Source organism: Wenzhouxiangella sp. XN24, assembly GCF_011064545.1.
Lineage (GTDB): Bacteria > Pseudomonadota > Gammaproteobacteria > Steroidobacterales > XN24 > XN24.
In genome coordinates this window covers 226570-244217 of record NZ_JAAMFG010000026.1, presented here as the reverse complement: position 1 = coordinate 244217, position 17648 = coordinate 226570, and the positions used below count along the sequence as shown (strand labels likewise).

The following is a 17648-nucleotide window of genomic DNA, read 5'->3' as shown; positions in this document are numbered from 1 at the left end:
AGATGCGGAAGTTTAATGGATAAGGGGGCAGGCCGAAACTGCGGGCGCCGTGACGGGTATCATCAACCGCTATCTGCTGCGTGAAACCTTCCGCACTTTCGCCGGTGTGACGGTGGTGCTCATGCTGATTCTGCTCGGCGACCAGTTCGCGCGCGGGCTCGCCCGGGCGGCCGCGGATCGCATCCCGCGCGAAGCCGTGCTGCAGCTCATGGGACTGACCAGCATCCAGTACCTGAGCATCCTGGTGCCCGCGGCTTTCTTTTTCGCCGTCATGTTGACGCTGGGACGCCTGTATCGCGACAGCGAGATGGCGGCGCTCAACGCTTGCGGCGTCGGCGCCGCCCGATTGCTGCAGCCGCTGGGCTGGGCCGCACTCGGCGTGGCCGGGGCGCTGGCGGTGCTTTCATTCGACACCGCGCCGTGGGCCGGGCGGGCGTCGATGGAAATCCGCGAGCAAGGCCAGCGGCAGCTGCAGATCACCGCGCTCGAGCCGGGGCGGTTTCGCAGCGCCTCCGGGGGGCGGCTGGTGTTCTATGCGCGGGACAGGAACGAGGCGGGCCAGTTGACCGGGGTGTTCATACAGCAGCGCACGGGCGACCAGGTGGAGATCGCGACGGCGGCCCGCGCCGACCAGAGAGTCTCGCTCGCGGACGATGAGAATTACCTCGTGCTCTACGACGGCATACGCTATTCGGGGAATCCGGGCAGCCCTGAGTTCCGCACGGCGCGCTTCCGGGAGCACGGGATTCCGCTCCCGATGCCGGGGCGCGCCGATCCGGCGGGCGAGCGCCGTTACCTGGCCACGTCCGAGCTGCTGGGCACCGGACAGAGCGAAGATATCGCGGAGCTGCACTGGCGCCTCAGTGCGCCGGCGTCCGTGCTCGTGCTGGCCTTGCTCGCCGTGCCGCTGGGCCGCGCTCCGCCGCGCTCCGGGCGCTACGGGCGACTCGGGTTCGCAATTCTCGTGTTCATCATCTACAGCAACCTGCTCGGTGTGGGGCGCATGCTGATCGAGAGGGGCTACGTGCCGCCGTGGCTCGGGCTATGGTGGGTGCACGGCCTGTTGCTTGCGACCGGCCTGGTGATGCTGTTCCTGCAGGGCGGCGGCGCGTGGCGGCTGCGCGCGCGATGGAGGCGCAAATGAGCATCCTCGATCGCTACCTCGCCATCGCGGCCGCGCGCGCCACGCTGCTCGTCATGCTCGTGCTGCTCGCCCTCATCGGTTTTGTTGCACTCACCGAGCAGCTGCAGGATGTCGGCCGCGGGAGTTTCCAGGTGGCGGATGCCTTCCTGGTCACGCTGGCGCAATGGCCTCGCAACGCCTTCGATGTGTTCCCGATAGCGGCACTGTTGGGCGGCATGATGGGGCTCGGCGCGCTGGCCAGGCACAGCGAGCTCGTGGCGATACGCGCCGCCGGCGTGGGACTCCGGCGCCTGGCCTATTCCATGCTGCTGGCGGGCGGCGTGTTCGCTGTTGCCGCCGCCGCCGTCGGCGAATTGGTGATGCCGCCCGCGGAACGCTTCGCCGACGAATACGCGGACGAGCTGAAACGCAATCGCACCAGCCTTTCGGGCTTGTCGGGGAGTTGGCTGCGCGACGGGGACCGGGTCTTCAATATCCTGCAGGTCGAGAGTCTCGAAAGCCTCGGTGGGGTCTATGTCTACCGCTTCGACGAGGCCGGGCGCCTCGACTCGGTGGCCCTGGCCCGGCGGGCCGAAGTCGACCCGGACCGGACCTGGACGCTCGAGGATGTCGAGTTGACCCGCTTCGGCGAGCGGATCGAGACCGAGTCCCTGCCGTCGGTGGAGATTGCCACCGGCATCGATCCGGCGGTGATGGCCGTCTCGCTGATCGACACGAACAGCATGAGCATTCCGATGCTCCGCGACTATATCCGCTATCTCGAGTCCAACGACTTGCAGGCGCGCCGTTACGAGATGGCCATGTGGCAGCGTATCGCCAATGTCGCGGCCGTGCCGGCCATGGCGCTGCTCGCGCTGCCGTTCGTCTTCGGTCCCTTGCGTGCCGGCGGGAACAGCGCGCGTTTCGTGGTGGGCTTCCTGATCGGGATTCTCTACATCCTCGGCAAGGGCGCACTGGCGGACGGCGCCCAGGTCTACAACGCCCCGATCTGGCTGACGGCCTGGTTGCCGGTGGCGGTGGTCCTCGGTGCGGCGCTCTACGGGATGTCGCGCGTCCGCTGAGCGCGGTGTTCCAGCCGGGTCCCGGACAGCCGGTCATGCCACGCGAGTCCGTCCCGATCCACCAGGACCCAGAGGAAGCCGAGCCCCGCTGCCGACCAGGACAGGAGCGCAGTCGCGAAGCGCAGCAGCGCCGGCCGCAAGCCGGGCGGACGACCGTCGGCGGCGACGACGCGCAGCTTCCATGCACGCATCCCCAGCGTTTCGCCGCGCATCCATGCGCCGACGAAAAACAGCGCAGCCACCGCCAGCAGGTAAGCGCGGAACCACCAGTCTCCCGGTGGCGCCGCCGCGCGGCTCAACGCCACCCATAAAGCGCCCGCGATCATCCACACGGCGGCCAGCGCCAGGCCGTCGTAGAGACAGGCCGCCAGCCGGCGCCCCAGTCCGGGGACGCGCTCAGCCGACCTGGAGTTCACGCGCAAGCCTTTCGATGTCCGAGGGGCCATAGCGTCGCACGCCGGGATGCCGCTCGCGTGCAGCCATGTCGAGCGCGGCCGCCACCGATTCGATCCCGACGCTGCGATAGCGTGCCAGGCGGCCGAGCAGGAGTCGGTCCAACAGCGGTGCCACCCCCTGGCCCAGTCGCTCGCCCAGGCGGAACTCCTCGCGATGCCCGCGCAGCAGGCCCGGCTGCATGATGGCGATGCACGCGAAATCGAGCGACGCGATCGCCGTCTCGGCTTCGCCCTTGGTGCGAAGGTAGAAATTCCGCGCCGCGGGCGACGCACCGGCGGCCGAGACAAGACCGAAAAATCCGGCGCCGGCAGCCTGTGCGGCTTGCGCGAAGCGCACGACGCCGTCGAGATCGACAGCTCGAAAGGCGGCCTCGCTGCCCGCCCGCTTCATGGTCGTGCCCAGGCAGCAGAACGCCTCGCTGCAGCGCCTGGTGGCGAGAACAGCAGGGAATTCTTCCAGGTCTGCGGTGATGTGTTCCACCCATGGGTGGGGTGCAGGCGCCCGGCGTCCGAGGCTGATAATACGCGTGCCGTCACGGCGCGCCAGCAGTCGTGCCAGCAGGCGCTGGCCCACGGCGCCGGTCGAACCCGCGAGCAAGGCAACAGGAGTGCTTGTCATGGTCGCGAGCGTGTCGTCCTGCAGCGCGTGCTGTCAAGCTGAAAAACGCGTGCGGTCGCAAGCTGTTAGACTGACGCGGTTAAATTTTTTGCTTACGGCTACGGAACGATCTCCTACTCCCGCCGAAAATTCCTGTCTGCGTTTCCCTGTCCCGCTGTTGCGGGGCCAAGCTGCCCCGACCTGCCGGGCAGCCCGGAACCCCGCCGCCGTCGCGGTCCGGCACGCAGCCCACACTGAATCAATTTTTTCGCGCGACGCATGCGGGCATGCGTCGTATCCGGGCGTCGTGATGGTTGCGCCGCCAGCCTGTTTACCGAGAGATCGAAGCCGAATGGATGCACAAGACGCCGACGACAAGCTCGTCATCAATGACCTGTACAAGATTTTCGGACCCGATCCCGATGGCGCCATGAGATTGCTGGAACAGGGCCTGAGCAAGGATGAAATCTTCGCCCGGACCCGCGCGACAGTCGGTGTGCAGGGGGCCAATTTCTCCATTCGCGAGGGCGAAGTGTTCGTCGTGATGGGCCTGTCAGGATCCGGCAAATCGACGCTGGTGCGAATGCTGAACAGGCTCATAGAGCCTACGCGCGGGCACATATTCCTCGACGGCGAAGACATCACGAAGATGAGCAGGAAGCAGCTCATCGAGATGCGCCGCCGGCAGATGAGCATGGTGTTCCAGTCCTTTGCCCTGATGCCGCACAAGACCGTCGCGGAAAACGCCGCATTCGGTCTCAATGTCTCAGGACGGCCCGACAGGGAGCAGCGCGACAGCGCGCTCAAGGCGCTCGACACCGTCGGACTCGCGCAGTTTGCCGACAGTTATCCCGACGAGTTGTCCGGTGGCATGAAACAGCGCGTCGGCCTGGCGCGGGCGCTGGCCACCGACGCGCCGATCCTGCTGATGGACGAGGCCTTCTCGGCGCTTGATCCCCTGATCCGGACCGAGATGCAGGACGAGCTGGTGCGCCTGCAACAGCACGAGGCGCATACGATCGTGTTCATTTCGCACGACCTCGACGAGGCGATCCGCATCGGCGACCGGATCGCCATCATGGAGGGCGGATCGGTCGTGCAGATCGGCACGCCCGAGGACATCGTCACGAACCCGGCCAACGAGTACGTGCGGTCGTTTTTCTATGGCGTGGATGTCAGCAAGGTCTTCAACGCCGGTGACATCGCCGAGAAAAAGGCGCTGACGGTATTCGAGCGGCCGGGCGTGAACGTCAGGGCCGCGCTGGCGCAGTTGCGGGACCACAATCGCAGTCTTGCGGTGGTGCTCGAGCGCGGCAACAAGTACCGCGGCCTGGTGAGCACCAAGACACTCGCGCGCGCCGAGGCCGCCGGGGGCGGAGCGAAATGGGACGACGCATTCATTCCCGGCGTCGCAGCCGCCCCGCACGACATGGGGCTGGCAGAGGTCCTGTCGCTCGTCTCGGGCAGTGAGCATCCCGTCCCGGTCACGGGAGACGATGGCGTCTACCTCGGCGTCATCGACCACAAGATCCTGCTGCAAACCCTCGACAAAACGGGCTGAAAATCATGACTATGATGCGCGACGATTTCAATATTCCGATCGACGAGTGGGTCGAGCAGGGCGTCGAGTGGGTGCAGGACAACCTGACGGGCGTGCTCGACGGCATCGCCGAAGGCCTGACGGTTGTCATCGACGGCTTCGAGGACCTGCTGCTCGCGATTCCGCCGCTCGTCCTGGCGGGCCTGATCGTGGCGTTCGCCGCCTGGCGCGTGGGCTGGCGCTTCGGCCTGTTCGCCGCATTCTCCATGGTCCTGTTGTTCGGCATGCAGATCTGGACCGAGACGGTCTCCACGCTTGCACTGGTCATCGGCTCCAGCCTGCTGGCGCTCGTGATCGGCATTCCCGTGGGTATCGCGATGGCGCGCAATGATACCGTCGAGACGATCGTCCGGCCGGTGCTCGACCTGATGCAGACCATGCCGCCGTTCGTCTACCTGATACCGGCCGCCATCTTTTTCGGTCTCGGCAAGGTGCCCGGCGCGATCGCCACGCTCGTCTTCGCCATGCCGCCCGCCGTGCGCCTGACCAACCTCGGCATCCGCCAGGTGAGCCGGGAGAACGTCGAAGCCGGCCTGGCTTTCGGCTGTACCGAGCGGCAACTGCTCTTCAAAGTGCAGTTGCCGCTCGCGATGCCCTCCATCATGGCGGGCGTCAACCAGACGATCATGCTGGCGCTGTCCATGGTGGTGATCGCCTCCATGATCGGCGCCGGCGGGCTTGGCAACACCGTGCTGACGGGTATCCAGCGGCTCGACGTGGGGCTGGGTTTCGAGGGCGGCCTCGGCGTGGTCCTGCTGGCGATCCTGCTCGATCGCATCACGCAGAGCGTCGGCACGACCGGCCGGCGCTCCGCCCGGTCCGGCCCCACGGCATTGATTCCGCGGCTCTGGAATACGCTCCGGGGACGGAACAACTGAGTTCGGCGAAAGCCAGCTGAACGATTTTTTGCAACGAAAGGGAGAACACTATGATTGGAAGAAAACTCAGCAAACTGCTGATGGTCGTCCTCTTGACGACGGGATTCTCGGCCACCGCGGTGGCGCAGGATACGGTGAAAATCGGCTGGACCGCCTGGTCCGATGCCGAATTCGTGACCAAGCTGGCAAAGCGCATCATCGAGGAGCGATTCGACCGAGAGGTCGAGCTGCTGCAAACCGACATCGCGCCCCAGTACCAGGGGCTTTCGACCGGCAGTATCGACATCATGCTGATGTCCTGGCAACCGGACACGCATGCCGATTACGTCGAACGTGTCGGCGCCAAGACGGTCAACCTCGGCCTCTTGTATACGCATGCCCGCCTCGGCTGGGCGGTTCCGGCTTCGATCCCCGCGAGCGAGCTCTCGAGCATCGAGGACCTGAAAAATCCGGCCGTGCGGGATCGCCTGGACGGCACGATCACGGGCATCGACCCGGGTGCCGGCCTCACGCGCCTGTCCAGGGAAGCCATCGAGACCTACGGGCTCGAGGGTTACGAACTGCAGGTGTCTTCGGGCGCCGGCATGACGGCGGCGCTCACCCGCGCCGTGCGTCGTGACGACTGGATCGTCGTGACCGGCTGGAGCCCCCACTGGATGTTCGGCGCCTTCGAGCTGCGCTATCTCGATGACCCGAAGGGCGTGCTCGGCAGCTTCGAACGCGTGCATGCCGTGGCGCGCATGGGCTTCTACCAGGACGACGTCGAAGTGGCCGGTTTCTTCTCGCGCATGCAGCTGCCGATCGACGACCTGCAGGCCGCGATGTACGAAGCACAGGAGACCTCGTACGAGGATGCCGTGACGAAGTACATCGAAAACAACGGCGACCGGATCGACTACTGGGTGACCGGCGAGCTCTGAGGATAAGTGAGCGCGGGAGGGCGCCCGTCCGGCGCCCTCCCGCCATCCTGCCGGCGCTCAGCCGACCAGGAAAATTGCCGCCGCGACGATCGCCACGGCCGTAAGGCCGATGACGCGGAACAGCCGGTCGCCCGCCACCATTCCCGGCGACTGGTCTGCAGCAAGGGCGCGGAACGGCCGCAGGAACACCAGCATCACGACACCGAGTCCCGCCGTGCTCATCAGCACCATGGTGAACAGGCTCGGCATCTGCTCCAGCGCCTCGGGATCGAAGCGTCCCGCGATCAGGCCTGCCATGAGGTTGCCGAGCGCAGCCGCGATGAACCAGGTGCCCATCATCTGCCCCACGTAACGCCGCGGTGCCAGCTTCGTCACGGCCGACAGGCCGACCGGGGACAGGCACAGCTCACCCATGGTGTGGAACAGGTAGGTGAGCACGAGCCACGTGGGCAACACGGTTTCGCCCTGCACCGCGAAAGTCGCCGCCACGGCCATCACGCCGAAGCCGAGGCCGAGCTGGATCAGGCCGAGCGCGAACTTGGCGGGAATCGACGGGTTGAGGTTGTGCCGCGCGAGGAACACCCAGAACCAGGCGAAGAACGGCGCGAGCGTAATGATGAACAGCGGGTTCACGGCCTGCAGCCAGCTGGCCGGCATTTCCCAGCCGAACAGCATGCGGTCCGTGTGCCGCTCGGCGAACAGGTTGAGCGATGACCCCGCCTGCTCGAAGCCGGACCAGAACATCGCCGCGCCGACGAACAGGATGATGATCATGCCGACGCGTCGCTTTTCCAGGTGGTCCAGGCCGCCGCGCAGCAGCAGCCAGGCGAAGTAAGCGGCGGCGAGCACCACGATCGTCACGCCGGCGTTGGCCGCGATGGCGATCGGATTGAGCGGCAGGATGCCGAGCAGTCCGGTGATCACCACCAGCGCGATGAGTCCCGCGCCCCCCCAGGCGATATTGGCGACCTGGCGTTTCTTTCGTGCATCGATCGCCGGGTCGTCACTGAACGGGGTAGGGGCCGCACCGGCTTCGCCGAGGTGATGCTGGGTGGCGCGATACTGGATCAGGCCGAACACCATCCCGACGCCGGCCGCGCCGAATCCCCAGTGCCAGCTGTAGCCCTCGCCAAGCCAGCCGCAGATCAGGGGGCCGAGGAAGGCGCCGATGTTGATGCCCATGTAGAAGATCGAGAAGCCGGCGTCGCGCCGTGCGCCCATGTCGTTCGGGTACAGCTCGCCGACGATGGCGCTGATGTTCGGCTTCAGCAGGCCCGTGCCGACGGCGATCAGCGTCAGGCCGATGAAAATGGTGGCCGTGCTCGGCAGCGCCATGGAGAAATGGCCGGCCGCGATGATGATGCCGCCGTACCAGACGGCGCGTTGCTGCCCGAGCAGGCGGTCCGCGATCCAGCCGCCCGGCAGCGCCAGCAGGTACACCGCCGCCGTGTACAGGCCGTAGATCGCGCCCGCGGTGGGGATATCGATCCCCAGTCCGCCGCGCTCCACCGCCGCCGCGAGAAACAGGATGAGGATGGCCCGCATCCCGTAATACGAGAAGCGCTCCCACATCTCCATGAAGAACAGCGTGTAGAGGCCTCGCGGGTGGCTTTTCTCGGGCAGGTGGGGTGCGCTCGCCGGCGCGATCGGTTCGTTGATCATGGGGTCCCTTCACGGCATGTCCACGGAACGGAGCCGAGACTTTCCCAGCAACGGCGGCGCGCTGCAAGCGCAGGGACAGATGAAGTTGGCGCTCCGTAGGGGATTCGAACCCCTGTTACCGGCGTGAGAGGCCAGCGTCCTAACCACTAGACGAACGGAGCAGCGCGGTTGTGCGGCGACGGGAATCGCGGCGAGGCCCGGCATTCTACTGGCCCGAGCGGCCCGACTCAATGCCCCGTGCAGGTACAGGCGGCGCTTCTGCGGACCTTACTGGCCCGAGGAGCATCAACGACGCCATGGTAGACTTGCGGGCTTGGCTCTCACAGGCGGACACGGATTGGCCAGTTCGGCAACAGGCGCGGATTCACAGCCACGGATCATTCCCCGGCCGGAACACAACGTTTCGCGCGCCCGGATTTCCAACAATGCCCTCAAGGTGCTGTACCGGCTGAGAGATGCCGGCTACCAGGCGTTCCTCGTCGGCGGGGGGGTGCGCGACCTGATGCTGGGGCGCGAGCCGAAGGATTTCGATATCGCGACCGACGCGCACCCGGAAGACGTGCGCCGCCTGTTCCGCAACTGCCGCCTCATCGGCCGGCGCTTTCGCCTCGCCCACGTCTACTTCGGCCGCGACATCGTCGAGGTGGCGACGTTCAGGGCGTCCGAGGACGATCTCGACGCAGATGAGGAAGCGTTGCTGCTGAAGGACGACGAGGGCCGGATCCTGCGCGACAATCGCTACGGCAATATCGAGGACGATATCTGGCGCCGGGACTTCACCGCCAACGCGCTCTACTACAACATCGCGGATTTCTCGATCTGGGATTACGCGGGCGGGGTGGACGACATCCGCGCCGGCCTCTTGCGCCTGATCGGCGATCCGGAAGCCCGCTATCGCGAGGATCCCGTGCGCCTGCTGCGCGCCGTGCGCTTCGCGGCCAAGCTCGGCTTCCGCGTGGAGCCCGGGAGCGAGGCGCCGTTGCGGCCGCTGGCGCCCCTGCTGGAATCCGTCCCGCCTGCGCGGCTCTTCGACGAAGTGCTGAAGATGTTCCTCGGCGGGCACGCGGTGCCGTCCTATGAATTGTTGCGTCGCTACGGCCATTTCGCCCAGTTGTTCCCCGCCGTGGATGCCCTGCTCGACAGCGAGAGCGGGGAACCGTACCGGGCCCTGCTGCTCGAGACGCTCGAGAACACCGACCAGCGCGTGGCGGAAGATGAGCCGGTCACGCCGGTGTTCCTGTTCTGCGCGTTGCTCTGGGGCCCGGTGCAACTCCGTGCCAGGCAGCTGGAAGCGGAGGGCGAGTCGCCGATCCAGGCGTTGTTGCTGGCGGCCGACGAGGTGGCAGATCGCCAGCAGCGGCATGTCGCGGTACCAAGGCGGATCACGACCCCGATGAAAGAGATGATGGTCATGCAGTTGCGCCTGCAGAAGACCCGTGGGCGGCGCGTGCTGGGCATGCTCGCGCGGCCGCGCTTCAGGGCGGCCTACGATCTCCTCTGCCTGCGGGCCAGGGTGGGTGATGCCGATCCGGCGCTCGCGGAATTCTGGACCGGGCTGCAGGCCATGGACGAGGCCGAGCGGGCCGCCGCGGTCGAGCCGGGCAGCCGACGAGGCGCCCCGGGCGATGCGGGCACCGGCGGGTCGGCGCAGCCATCTGGTGCGGCGCCGGGCGAACCCGCCCCCGGTAAGCGCCGCCGCCGCAGGCCGAGACGGCGCAAGCCGGGCGGCTCCGGCGCCGGCTGAGCATGAACGACAGCGTTCTGGTGCCCGCCTATGTCGGGCTCGGCAGCAACCTGGACGATCCGGCGATGCAGCTGCGCCGCGCGTTCGATGCCCTGCGGGCGCTGCCGCGGACCCGACTGGTCGCCAGGTCCGCTCTCTATCAGAATCCCCCCATGGGTCCCGCGGAACAGCCTGATTACGTCAACGCGGTCGCCGGGTTGCTGACCGCACTGGCGCCCGATGCGTTGCTTGCCGCGCTCCAGGCGATCGAGGATCGGCATGGCCGGCGGCGCGACGGATCTCGCTGGGGACCGCGTGTGCTCGACCTCGACCTGTTGTTGTACGGCGATCGCCGGCTGCAGACCGAGACGCTGACCTTGCCGCACCCCGGCCTCGCCGAACGGGCGTTCGTGCTTTGGCCGCTTGCAGAGATCGCGCCGGAGTTGCGTTTGCCGGGTGGCGCACGGGTGGCGAGTCTCGCCGCCGCGCTGGGGAATGCCGATCTTCGAAGACTGGACGACTGATGCCGCGAGAACTTCGTTATATCGCTGTCGAGGGGCCGATCGGTGTCGGCAAGACGTCTCTGGCGCGTCGCCTGGCCGAGACGCTGCAGTTCGAACTCGTGCTGGAGCGCGCCGAGGAGAATCCTTTCCTCGAGCGTTTCTATCGCGATCCGGCGGCGAATGCGCTGCCGACCCAGCTGCATTTTCTTTTCCAGCGCGCCCGCCAGGCGCAGGAGATGCGCCAGGCGGATCTCTTCGAGGGCGGGCGCGTGGCCGATTTCCTGCTGGAGAAGGACCGGATTTTCGCCCGCCTCACCTTGCCGGACGAGGAATATCGACTCTACGAACAGGTCTACCAGGGCCTGGCGCTCGACGCCCCGACGCCTGATCTCGTGATCTACCTCCAGGCCCCCGTCGAGGCGCTGATGGATCGTGTCCGGCGACGCGGCATCGCCTACGAGCAGGTGGTGCGTCCCGACTACCTTAGACGACTGTCCGAGGCCTACCTCGATTATTTTCACCGCTACGACGCGGGTCCGTTGCTGATCGTCAACGCCGCGGGCATCGATCCGGTGAACCGGGACGCGGACTACCTCGATCTTTTGCAACGCATCCGCCGCATGGAAGGCGGGCGCCAGTATTACAATCCGATCCCGTTCACGGCGGCGGATTGATGTTTGCCCGTCACTTGTCCATGCTGAGCCGCGTGGCGCAGCGGGGGTTTGCAACATGACGATGTACAGCCATCTCCAGGAGCGGACGCGCGCCGAGCCGCCCGTCACCCTCGACAGTCTGCGCAAGATGAAGGCCGATGGCGTGAACATCGCCTGCCTGACGGCTTACGACGCAAGCTTCGCCGCAGCCGTGGACGAAGCCGGCACGGATCTCGTGCTGGTCGGCGACTCCCTGGGCATGGTCGTGCAGGGCTTCGACACGACCGTGCCGGTGACCATGGCCGACATGGTCTATCACACCCGCTGCGTGCGCCGCGGCGTGTCCCGCGCCTTCCTGGTCGCGGACATGCCGTTCGGCAGCTATGCGTTGCCCGAGCCGGCCTTCGCCAACGCGGTGCGCCTGATGCAGGAGGGAGGTGCCGCCATGGTCAAGCTGGAGGGCGGGGCGCTGCAGGTGCGTACCGTCGAATTCCTCGCCTCGCGCGATATACCGGTGTGCGCCCACATCGGCCTGACGCCGCAATCCGTGCACAAGCTGGGGGGGTTCAAGGTGCAGGGCCGTGAACAGTCCGCGGCGACCCAGATGCTCGACGATGCACATGCGCTGCAGGAGGCCGGCGCGGACATCGTGCTGCTCGAGTGCGTGCCCTCTGCGCTGGGCAAGGCCATTACGGCCGCACTCTCGGTGCCTGTCATCGGCATCGGCGCGGGACCGGACGTGGACGGGCAGATCCTGGTCCTCTATGACATCCTGGCGGTGACCACCGGGCGCAAGCCGCGCTTCGCGCGCGATTTTCTCGCCGGTGCAGCGGGAATCGGTGATGCCCTGGCGCGCTATGTCGCGGCGGTTCGGGACGGCAGCTACCCGGCCCCGGAGCACGAGTTCTCGTGAGGCGCCCGCCGGTGGCCGCCACCCTGGCGGCACTTCGTGAGCAGATCGACGCCTGGCGGCGCGATGGTCTGCGCATAGGATTCGCGCCGACCATGGGCGGGTTGCACGAGGGGCACCTGGACCTCGTGCGAGCGGCGGCGCGGCGTGCCGATCGCGTGGTCGTAAGCATTTTCGTGAATCCGCTGCAATTCGGTCCGACCGAGGACTTTGCGACGTATCCTCGCGACCTCGACGGGGATATCGAGCGACTCGCGGGCGAGTCGTGTGATCTCGTGTTCACGCCGGACGAGCACATGATGTATCCGCGCGGCCGGACCGACACCACGCGCGTGGAACCCCCGCCGGGACTGGCGAGCATACTCTGCGGCGCCGCGCGCCCGGGTCATTTCGCCGGGGTGGCGACAGTCGTTGCCAGGCTGTTCAACCTCGTCGCGCCCGACGTGGCGGTGTTCGGCGAGAAGGATTTCCAGCAATTGACCGTGATCCGGCGGATGGCGACGGACCTGGCCTTCGACGTCGAGGTGGCCGGCGTGCCGACGCGGCGCGAAGCCGACGGACTGGCAATGAGTTCCCGCAACCGTTACCTGGCGCCGGAGGAGCGATCGCGCGCCTCCGGGCTGTACGCGGCGCTGCAGGCCGCGGGCACTGCGCTCGCCGCGGGCGAAGAGGATCTTGTTGCAATACAACACGCAGGCATGGAAAATATCCGGTCGGCAGGCATGGAGCCCGAGTATTTCGAGGTCCGCCGGCCCGAGGGACTGGAACAGTCGCTGGCGGCCGATCGCCGGTTCGTGATCCTGGCGGCGGCCCGCCTGGGTCGCGCCCGATTGATCGATAACGTCACGGTTGAACTGGATGCGCTTCCCCCGGTCGAACCAGGTGAGGCGGAATAGGATACGCGCGAGAACGGCGTGATGAAGGAGGAACCGATGCAGCTGACTTTGCTCAAGGCCAAGCTACACCGGGCCTGCGTGACCCACGCAGAGCTGGATTACGAGGGCTCGTGCGCGATCGACTCCGACCTGCTGGAACTCGCGGGCATCCTCGAGTACGAGCAGATCCAGATCTATAACGTCACCGGCGGGGAGCGCTTCACGACCTATGCGATCCGCGCCGAAAGCGGTTCGCGCGTGATTTCCGTGAATGGCGCGGCAGCCCACAAGGCCCGCCCGGGGGATCGGGTGATCATTTGCGCCTACGGCGCCATGAGTGAGCAGGAAGCCCGCCTGCACAAGCCGAAACTCGTCTATCTCGATGAGCTCAACCGCGTGACGCGCACCGGGAATGCGATTCCCGTGCAGGCCGCCTGAGTCCTGCGCGCCGCCTCCCAGCCCTGAATTCTAGCTCGCGACCCGGTTGCGGCCGCCCAGCTTGGCGCGGTACAGCGCATCGTCTGCGCGCGCGATCAGGACTTCGAGCGTGTCGCCCGCTTCGGTCGCCGCGACCCCTGCCGAGAGCGTGATACGGGGCGCGGCCGGATCCGTTTCGGTCGCGTTCTGCACGGCCCAGCGGGCCCGCTCGCTGCACGCCAGTGCATCCTCGACCTCCGCCCCCGGCAACAGGATGCAGAACTCGTCGCCGCCGAAGCGCGCCACCATGTCGCCCGGGCGGAAATTGTTTCGCAGGGTTTCCGCCACGAGGCGCAAGGCGCGGTCGCCGGCGATGTGGCCGAATCGGTCGTTGAACTGCTTGAACTCATCGACGTCGACCATGACCATCGAGGTCGGGGTGTCGTCCTTCAGGCATCGCTCGAGACGCCGGCGGAACATGTTGTCCAGCCAGTGGCGGTTGTGCAGGTCGGTGAGCGCGTCGGTCACCGCATGGCGCTCGAATTCCCGGAGCACGCCGACGCTGTCGAGGATGACCTGGTTGTCCGAACGCACACGCGAGGACAGGATGACCAGCAGGTTGCGTGCGAATGCGTGCGAGACGTTGATCATGCGCCACAGGATGTCCTGTTCGATCACCATGACGTGGCAGTCTCGCGCCGCGATCACCCAGGCGGACGGGTCCTTCTCCTCGATGATCGACATCTCGCCGGCGCACTGTCCCGGATGCAGGATCGTCAACGGCGGACTGTCCGCCGACTCAAGGCGCACTTCCAGCGCCCCGGACAGGATGACGAACACCCGCGTATTGCGGATGTTGGGCGAGATCAGGACCTCTCCGGCCTTGACGTCCTGGCGGTGCGTGCGCGCCAGGAACGGTCCGACCGAACGGATATCCACGCCATTGAACAGCAACAGTCCCGAGAGAAAATGACGGATGTCGGGCGCGTCGACGAAATCCACGGCAGCAGAGGTCCCGGGAACCGGGTTGGCATTAATCATCGTGTCTCATCTTCCGTATTCGCTGGTTCACCAGCCATGACGCAGTTGGCAATTCTGTGCGCTGAACAGGCCAAACTCAATGTCGGCCGGCGGCCTGGTGCTGCTCGAGCGCCCAGGCGACATGTTCCCGTACGAGCGGCGAATCGTGGTTGGCGCGGCTGAGCAGGGCGCTGCGGGCCGCCGGATCAGGGGCCGCATTGCCCAGTGCGATCGAGATATTGCGCAGCCAGCGCTCATGGCCGATCCGCCGGATCGCGGAGCCGAGCGTCCGTTCGAGGAACTCCGCTTCGGTCCAGCTGAACAAGGCGACCAGGCCGGAGGCGTCGAGGCCATGCCGGGCACGGAAATCGGGTGCGGCAGCCAGCTGCGCGTAGCGGTTCCACGGGCAGACGAGCTGGCAGTCGTCACAGCCGTAGATGCGGTTGCCCATCGCGGGGCGCAGATGCATGGGTATGGCGCCGGGGTGCTCGATGGTCAGGTAGGAGATGCACAGGCGCGCATCGAGTTCGTAGGGTGCGACGATCGCCGCCGTGGGGCAGGCCTCGATGCAGGCCGTGCAGCTGCCGCAGTGCGCGGCGCCGGGTTCGTCCGCCGGCAGCGGCAGGTCGGTGTAGATCTCGCCGAGGAAGAACCAGCTGCCCGCGTCCCGTGACAGCAGGTTCGTGTGCTTGCCGATCCAGCCAAGCCCGGCATCGCGCGCCAGGGCCTTCTCCAGCACCGGGGCGCTGTCGGTGAAGACGCGATAGCCGAAGGGGCCGGCCGTGGCGGCGATACGCTCCGCGAGCCGCTGCAGCCTTTGCCTGAGGACCTTGTGATAGTCGCGGCCCAGCGCGTAGCGGGAAATGTAGCCCAGGCTGCGATCTGCGAGGACGGCTTCGGCGGGCTCGGCCTCGGGCGGAAAATAATCCATGCGCACGGAGATCACGGTGACGGTGCCGGGGATCAGCTCTGCCGGACGGCTGCGGCGCGTGCCATGGCGCGCCATCCAGTTCATTTCCCCGTGGCGCCCCAGGGCCAGCCAGCGTTTCAGCCATGCCTCGTCATCGGGAAGATCGATGCGGGCGATGCCCAGGGCGCCGAAACCGAGCTCACGGCCCCATGCCGAGATATCGCGCGCCTCGATCATGGTTGCGTCTCCATGGGCGACAGTATAATCAGGGACATGTCCTCGATGCCCCGCGAGCTTTGGACCGCCGGCCAGGTGCGCGAACTCGATCGTCGCGCCATCGAGCTGCATGGCGTGTCCGGACGCGAACTGATGGAACGCGCGGGCGCCTTCGCATTCCATGCCCTGTTGCACCGGTGGCCGGCGAGCCGCGCATTGACCGTCGTGTGCGGCGCAGGCAACAACGCGGGCGACGGCTATGTCGTCGCGCGCCTCGCGCGGCGGGCCGGGCTGACCGTGCGGCTGCTGTCGGTGACGGACCCGTCCGGGCTGACGGGCGATGCCGCCGCAGCCAGCGCAGACTTCCGTCGTGAAGGCGGGGAGATCCTGCGCTGGGACGGGACGGGTGACCCGGGCGGCGACGGCCCGCTCGTCGATGCCTTGCTGGGCACCGGGCTCTCGCGCGAAGTGACGGGCGCGTTCTCATCCGCCATCGAATCGATCAACGCCACGCGGCGTCCGGTGCTTGCGCTGGATCTGCCGAGCGGCCTCCATGCCGACACGGGACGTGTCATGGGTACGGCGATCCGCGCGCACGTGACCGCCTGTTTCATAGGGCTGAAACTCGGATTGTTCACCGCGCACGGCCCCGAGCAGGCCGGCGAAGTGCTGTTTTCGTCGCTCGACGTGCCGGCCGGGCTCGCGCGCGGCATGGTGCCGGCCGCGCGGCGCCTCGAAGCCGCGGCTTTGTCCGACTGGTTGCCGCGCCGGCCGCGGGATGCCCACAAGGGGCATTTCGGCCACGTACTCGTGGTCGGCGGTGATCGCGGGATGGGCGGCGCGGCCCGGCTCGCCGGCGAGGCGGCATTGCGGGTCGGTGCCGGCCTGGTCACGGTTGCGACGCGCGAGGATCACGTGGCTGCGATGGTTGCCGCGCGCCCGGAGCTGATGGGCCGCAGCGTGGCAGATCGGGCCGGCCTCGAGCCGCTCCTGGAACGCGCCACCGTGGTCGCGGCCGGGCCGGGACTGGGCCGCTCCGCCTGGGGTCGTGACCTGCTCGACGGTGTGCTTGCCTCCGGATTGCCCTGCGTGCTGGACGCCGATGCGCTGAACCTCGTCGCGGAGGCGCCACGCCGGCTGGGCGATAGCGTGGTGACGCCTCACCCGGGCGAGGCGGGTCGCCTGCTGGGCAGTGATGCCGCGGCGGTCGAAGCAGACCGGGCGGCCGCGGTGCGCGCGCTGCGTGAGCGCTACGGCGCGGTGGTCGTGCTCAAGGGCGCCGGCACGCTGGTGTGCGGCGCCGGCGAGACCTTGTGGCTGTGTGACCGCGGCAATCCGGGAATGGCGAGCGGCGGCATGGGCGATGTGCTCACCGGGATCATCGCGGGCCTCGCGGCCCAGTTGCGCGACCTGGAACGGTCCGCCAGCGCCGGGGTGCTGCTCCATGCCCTGGCGGCGGACGACGCGGCGCGGGCGGGCGAACGGGGCCTGCTGGCCGGCGATCTCCTGGGCGGGCTACGGGCCTGGGTAAATCCGGCCGATGCGCATCAGGCTCGCTGATCCGGCGGCGACCGAAGCGCTGGGGCGCGCCCTGGCGATGCCGATGGCCGAGGCGTCCCGCCGGGCTCCAGTGGTGGTGCACCTGGCCGGACCGCTCGGTGCCGGGAAGACGACGCTGGTACGCGGACTGTTGCGGGGCCTCGGTCATGAAGGACGCGTCCGCAGTCCGACCTTCACTTTGCTGGAACCTTATGAGCTGTCCCCGTGCGACGTGGTGCATCTCGACCTCTACCGGCTGGCCGACCCCGGGGAACTCGATTATCTCGGCCTCGTGGACATGCTTGCGCCCGGGACCCTGGTGCTGGTCGAGTGGGCCGAGCGGGGCGGGGCCCGGCTGCCGGACGCCGACGTGCGCCTTGCGCTGGAGTATGCCGGCACGGGACGCGCCGCGGACTGCGAACCCCTGAGCCCCGCGGGGCGGGCGATTCTTGCTGCCAGCGGGACGCTCCCGCAATAGAAAGTCCAACAGGTTTCGCTTGCAGCCATCTGTTTAATAAATAGATATTGCCATCGACTGGGGAATGCGTTTAAAGTTGGCTCCCG

General features: G+C 67.3%; 18 protein-coding genes and 1 tRNA gene. 13 read left to right on the top strand and 6 right to left on the bottom strand.

Translation table 11 applies throughout. From position 1 onward, the window contains the following. The first annotated feature begins 49 nt into the window (after positions 1-49). Together lptF and lptG are read left to right on the top strand one after the other, a co-directional pair. Positions 50-1144: an LPS export ABC transporter permease LptF gene (lptF, locus tag G6032_RS03970; RefSeq protein WP_165280834.1), complete on the top strand. Its 1095-nt coding sequence runs from the start codon at positions 50-52 to the stop codon at positions 1142-1144. Next, positions 1141-2205 (top strand): LPS export ABC transporter permease LptG, encoded by a 1065-nt coding sequence (gene lptG / locus G6032_RS03965; RefSeq protein WP_165280833.1) that lies wholly within the window; start codon positions 1141-1143, stop codon positions 2203-2205. The genes lptF and lptG overlap by 4 nt, the downstream gene beginning before the upstream one ends. Here the strand turns inward: lptG and G6032_RS03960 are convergent. Together G6032_RS03960 and G6032_RS03955 are read right to left on the bottom strand one after the other, a co-directional pair. Continuing rightward, on the bottom strand, positions 2181-2621 hold the full coding sequence (locus tag G6032_RS03960; protein ID WP_346763751.1) for an RDD family protein: 441 nt from the start codon (positions 2619-2621) through the stop codon (positions 2181-2183). The genes lptG and G6032_RS03960 overlap by 25 nt on opposite strands. Next, positions 2602-3279 carry an oxidoreductase gene (locus tag G6032_RS03955; RefSeq protein ID WP_165280831.1) on the bottom strand — a complete coding sequence of 226 codons (678 nt, stop codon included), beginning with the start codon at positions 3277-3279 and terminating at the stop codon, positions 2602-2604. Before G6032_RS03955 ends, G6032_RS03960 begins: the two co-directional genes overlap by 20 nt. 331 nt (positions 3280-3610) lie before the next feature. Between G6032_RS03955 and proV the strand changes: the two genes are divergently transcribed. The 3 genes from proV to G6032_RS03940 all read left to right on the top strand — a co-directional run bounded on the left by proV (position 3611) and on the right by G6032_RS03940 (position 6656). Then, positions 3611-4819 carry a glycine betaine/L-proline ABC transporter ATP-binding protein ProV gene (proV, locus tag G6032_RS03950; protein ID WP_165280830.1) on the top strand — a complete coding sequence of 403 codons (1209 nt, stop codon included), beginning with the start codon at positions 3611-3613 and terminating at the stop codon, positions 4817-4819. Between the two features lie 14 nt (positions 4820-4833). After that, the gene (locus tag G6032_RS03945) at positions 4834-5736 is read left to right on the top strand and encodes a proline/glycine betaine ABC transporter permease (RefSeq protein WP_165280915.1); all 903 of its coding nucleotides are present in this window, start codon (positions 4834-4836) and stop codon (positions 5734-5736) included. An 80-nt stretch (positions 5737-5816) separates the two neighbouring features. Continuing rightward, entirely contained in the window at positions 5817-6656 is an 840-nt protein-coding gene (locus tag G6032_RS03940) for a glycine betaine ABC transporter substrate-binding protein (RefSeq protein ID WP_240901971.1), read from the top strand. Between the two features lie 57 nt (positions 6657-6713). On the opposite strand, the gene G6032_RS03935 is transcribed toward G6032_RS03940, so the two are convergent. Next, entirely contained in the window at positions 6714-8318 is a 1605-nt protein-coding gene (locus tag G6032_RS03935) for a peptide MFS transporter (protein WP_165280828.1), read from the bottom strand. 86 nt (positions 8319-8404) lie between these two features. Beyond that, positions 8405-8479, bottom strand: a tRNA-Glu gene (locus tag G6032_RS03930). Positions 8480-8655: 176 nt separating this feature from the next. On the opposite strand from G6032_RS03930, the gene pcnB reads away from it, so the two are divergent. From pcnB to panD, 6 genes are read left to right on the top strand one after another with little or no spacing between them, the layout of a single operon-like run. Further along, positions 8656-10062 carry a polynucleotide adenylyltransferase PcnB gene (gene pcnB, locus G6032_RS03925; protein WP_165280827.1) on the top strand — a complete coding sequence of 469 codons (1407 nt, stop codon included), beginning with the start codon at positions 8656-8658 and terminating at the stop codon, positions 10060-10062. 2 nt (positions 10063-10064) lie between these two features. Beyond that, positions 10065-10565 carry a 2-amino-4-hydroxy-6-hydroxymethyldihydropteridine diphosphokinase gene (gene folK / locus G6032_RS03920; protein WP_206211784.1) on the top strand — a complete coding sequence of 167 codons (501 nt, stop codon included), beginning with the start codon at positions 10065-10067 and terminating at the stop codon, positions 10563-10565. Next, entirely contained in the window at positions 10565-11218 is a 654-nt protein-coding gene (locus G6032_RS03915; protein WP_165280826.1) for a deoxynucleoside kinase, read from the top strand. The genes folK and G6032_RS03915 overlap by 1 nt, the downstream gene beginning before the upstream one ends. A 55-nt stretch (positions 11219-11273) precedes the next feature. Continuing rightward, positions 11274-12110 (top strand): 3-methyl-2-oxobutanoate hydroxymethyltransferase, encoded by an 837-nt coding sequence (gene panB / locus G6032_RS03910; RefSeq protein ID WP_165280825.1) that lies wholly within the window; start codon positions 11274-11276, stop codon positions 12108-12110. Then, positions 12107-13003, top strand: a complete 897-nt coding sequence (panC, locus tag G6032_RS03905) for a pantoate--beta-alanine ligase (RefSeq protein ID WP_346763750.1) — start codon at positions 12107-12109, stop codon at positions 13001-13003. The genes panB and panC overlap by 4 nt, the downstream gene beginning before the upstream one ends. 36 nt (positions 13004-13039) lie before the next feature. Further along, positions 13040-13420: an aspartate 1-decarboxylase gene (gene panD / locus G6032_RS03900; RefSeq protein ID WP_165280824.1), complete on the top strand. Its 381-nt coding sequence runs from the start codon at positions 13040-13042 to the stop codon at positions 13418-13420. A gap of 30 nt (positions 13421-13450) precedes the next feature. On the opposite strand, the gene G6032_RS03895 is transcribed toward panD, so the two are convergent. Together G6032_RS03895 and queG are read right to left on the bottom strand one after the other, a co-directional pair. Then, positions 13451-14440: a GGDEF domain-containing protein gene (locus G6032_RS03895; RefSeq protein WP_165280823.1), complete on the bottom strand. Its 990-nt coding sequence runs from the start codon at positions 14438-14440 to the stop codon at positions 13451-13453. Between the two features lie 76 nt (positions 14441-14516). Further along, the gene (gene queG / locus G6032_RS03890) at positions 14517-15566 is read right to left on the bottom strand and encodes a tRNA epoxyqueuosine(34) reductase QueG (RefSeq protein ID WP_165280822.1); all 1050 of its coding nucleotides are present in this window, start codon (positions 15564-15566) and stop codon (positions 14517-14519) included. 45 nt (positions 15567-15611) lie between these two features. Here queG and G6032_RS03885 point away from each other — a divergent pair, with 45 nt between their 5' ends. Beyond that, positions 15612-17105 carry an NAD(P)H-hydrate dehydratase gene (locus tag G6032_RS03885; RefSeq protein ID WP_346763749.1) on the top strand — a complete coding sequence of 498 codons (1494 nt, stop codon included), beginning with the start codon at positions 15612-15614 and terminating at the stop codon, positions 17103-17105. Next, positions 17086-17562 carry a tRNA (adenosine(37)-N6)-threonylcarbamoyltransferase complex ATPase subunit type 1 TsaE gene (gene tsaE / locus G6032_RS03880; protein ID WP_165280820.1) on the top strand — a complete coding sequence of 159 codons (477 nt, stop codon included), beginning with the start codon at positions 17086-17088 and terminating at the stop codon, positions 17560-17562. Before G6032_RS03885 ends, tsaE begins: the two co-directional genes overlap by 20 nt. Positions 17563-17648: the final 86 nt, after the last annotated feature.

Coding starts and splice junctions, on each gene's coding strand:
- lptG (WP_165280833.1), top strand. CDS start 1,141: ATGAGCATCCTCGATCGCTACCTCGCCATCGCGGCCGCGCGCGCCACG.
- G6032_RS03955 (WP_165280831.1), bottom strand. CDS start 3,279: ATGACAAGCACTCCTGTTGCCTTGCTCGCGGGTTCGACCGGCGCCGTG.
- proV (WP_165280830.1), top strand. CDS start 3,611: ATGGATGCACAAGACGCCGACGACAAGCTCGTCATCAATGACCTGTAC.
- G6032_RS03945 (WP_165280915.1), top strand. CDS start 4,834: ATGCGCGACGATTTCAATATTCCGATCGACGAGTGGGTCGAGCAGGGC.
- G6032_RS03940 (WP_240901971.1), top strand. CDS start 5,817: ATGGTCGTCCTCTTGACGACGGGATTCTCGGCCACCGCGGTGGCGCAG.
- G6032_RS03935 (WP_165280828.1), bottom strand. CDS start 8,318: ATGATCAACGAACCGATCGCGCCGGCGAGCGCACCCCACCTGCCCGAG.
- folK (WP_206211784.1), top strand. CDS start 10,065: ATGAACGACAGCGTTCTGGTGCCCGCCTATGTCGGGCTCGGCAGCAAC.
- G6032_RS03915 (WP_165280826.1), top strand. CDS start 10,565: ATGCCGCGAGAACTTCGTTATATCGCTGTCGAGGGGCCGATCGGTGTC.
- panB (WP_165280825.1), top strand. CDS start 11,274: ATGACGATGTACAGCCATCTCCAGGAGCGGACGCGCGCCGAGCCGCCC.
- panD (WP_165280824.1), top strand. CDS start 13,040: ATGCAGCTGACTTTGCTCAAGGCCAAGCTACACCGGGCCTGCGTGACC.
- G6032_RS03895 (WP_165280823.1), bottom strand. CDS start 14,440: ATGATTAATGCCAACCCGGTTCCCGGGACCTCTGCTGCCGTGGATTTC.
- queG (WP_165280822.1), bottom strand. CDS start 15,566: ATGATCGAGGCGCGCGATATCTCGGCATGGGGCCGTGAGCTCGGTTTC.
- G6032_RS03885 (WP_346763749.1), top strand. CDS start 15,612: ATGCCCCGCGAGCTTTGGACCGCCGGCCAGGTGCGCGAACTCGATCGT.
- tsaE (WP_165280820.1), top strand. CDS start 17,086: ATGCGCATCAGGCTCGCTGATCCGGCGGCGACCGAAGCGCTGGGGCGC.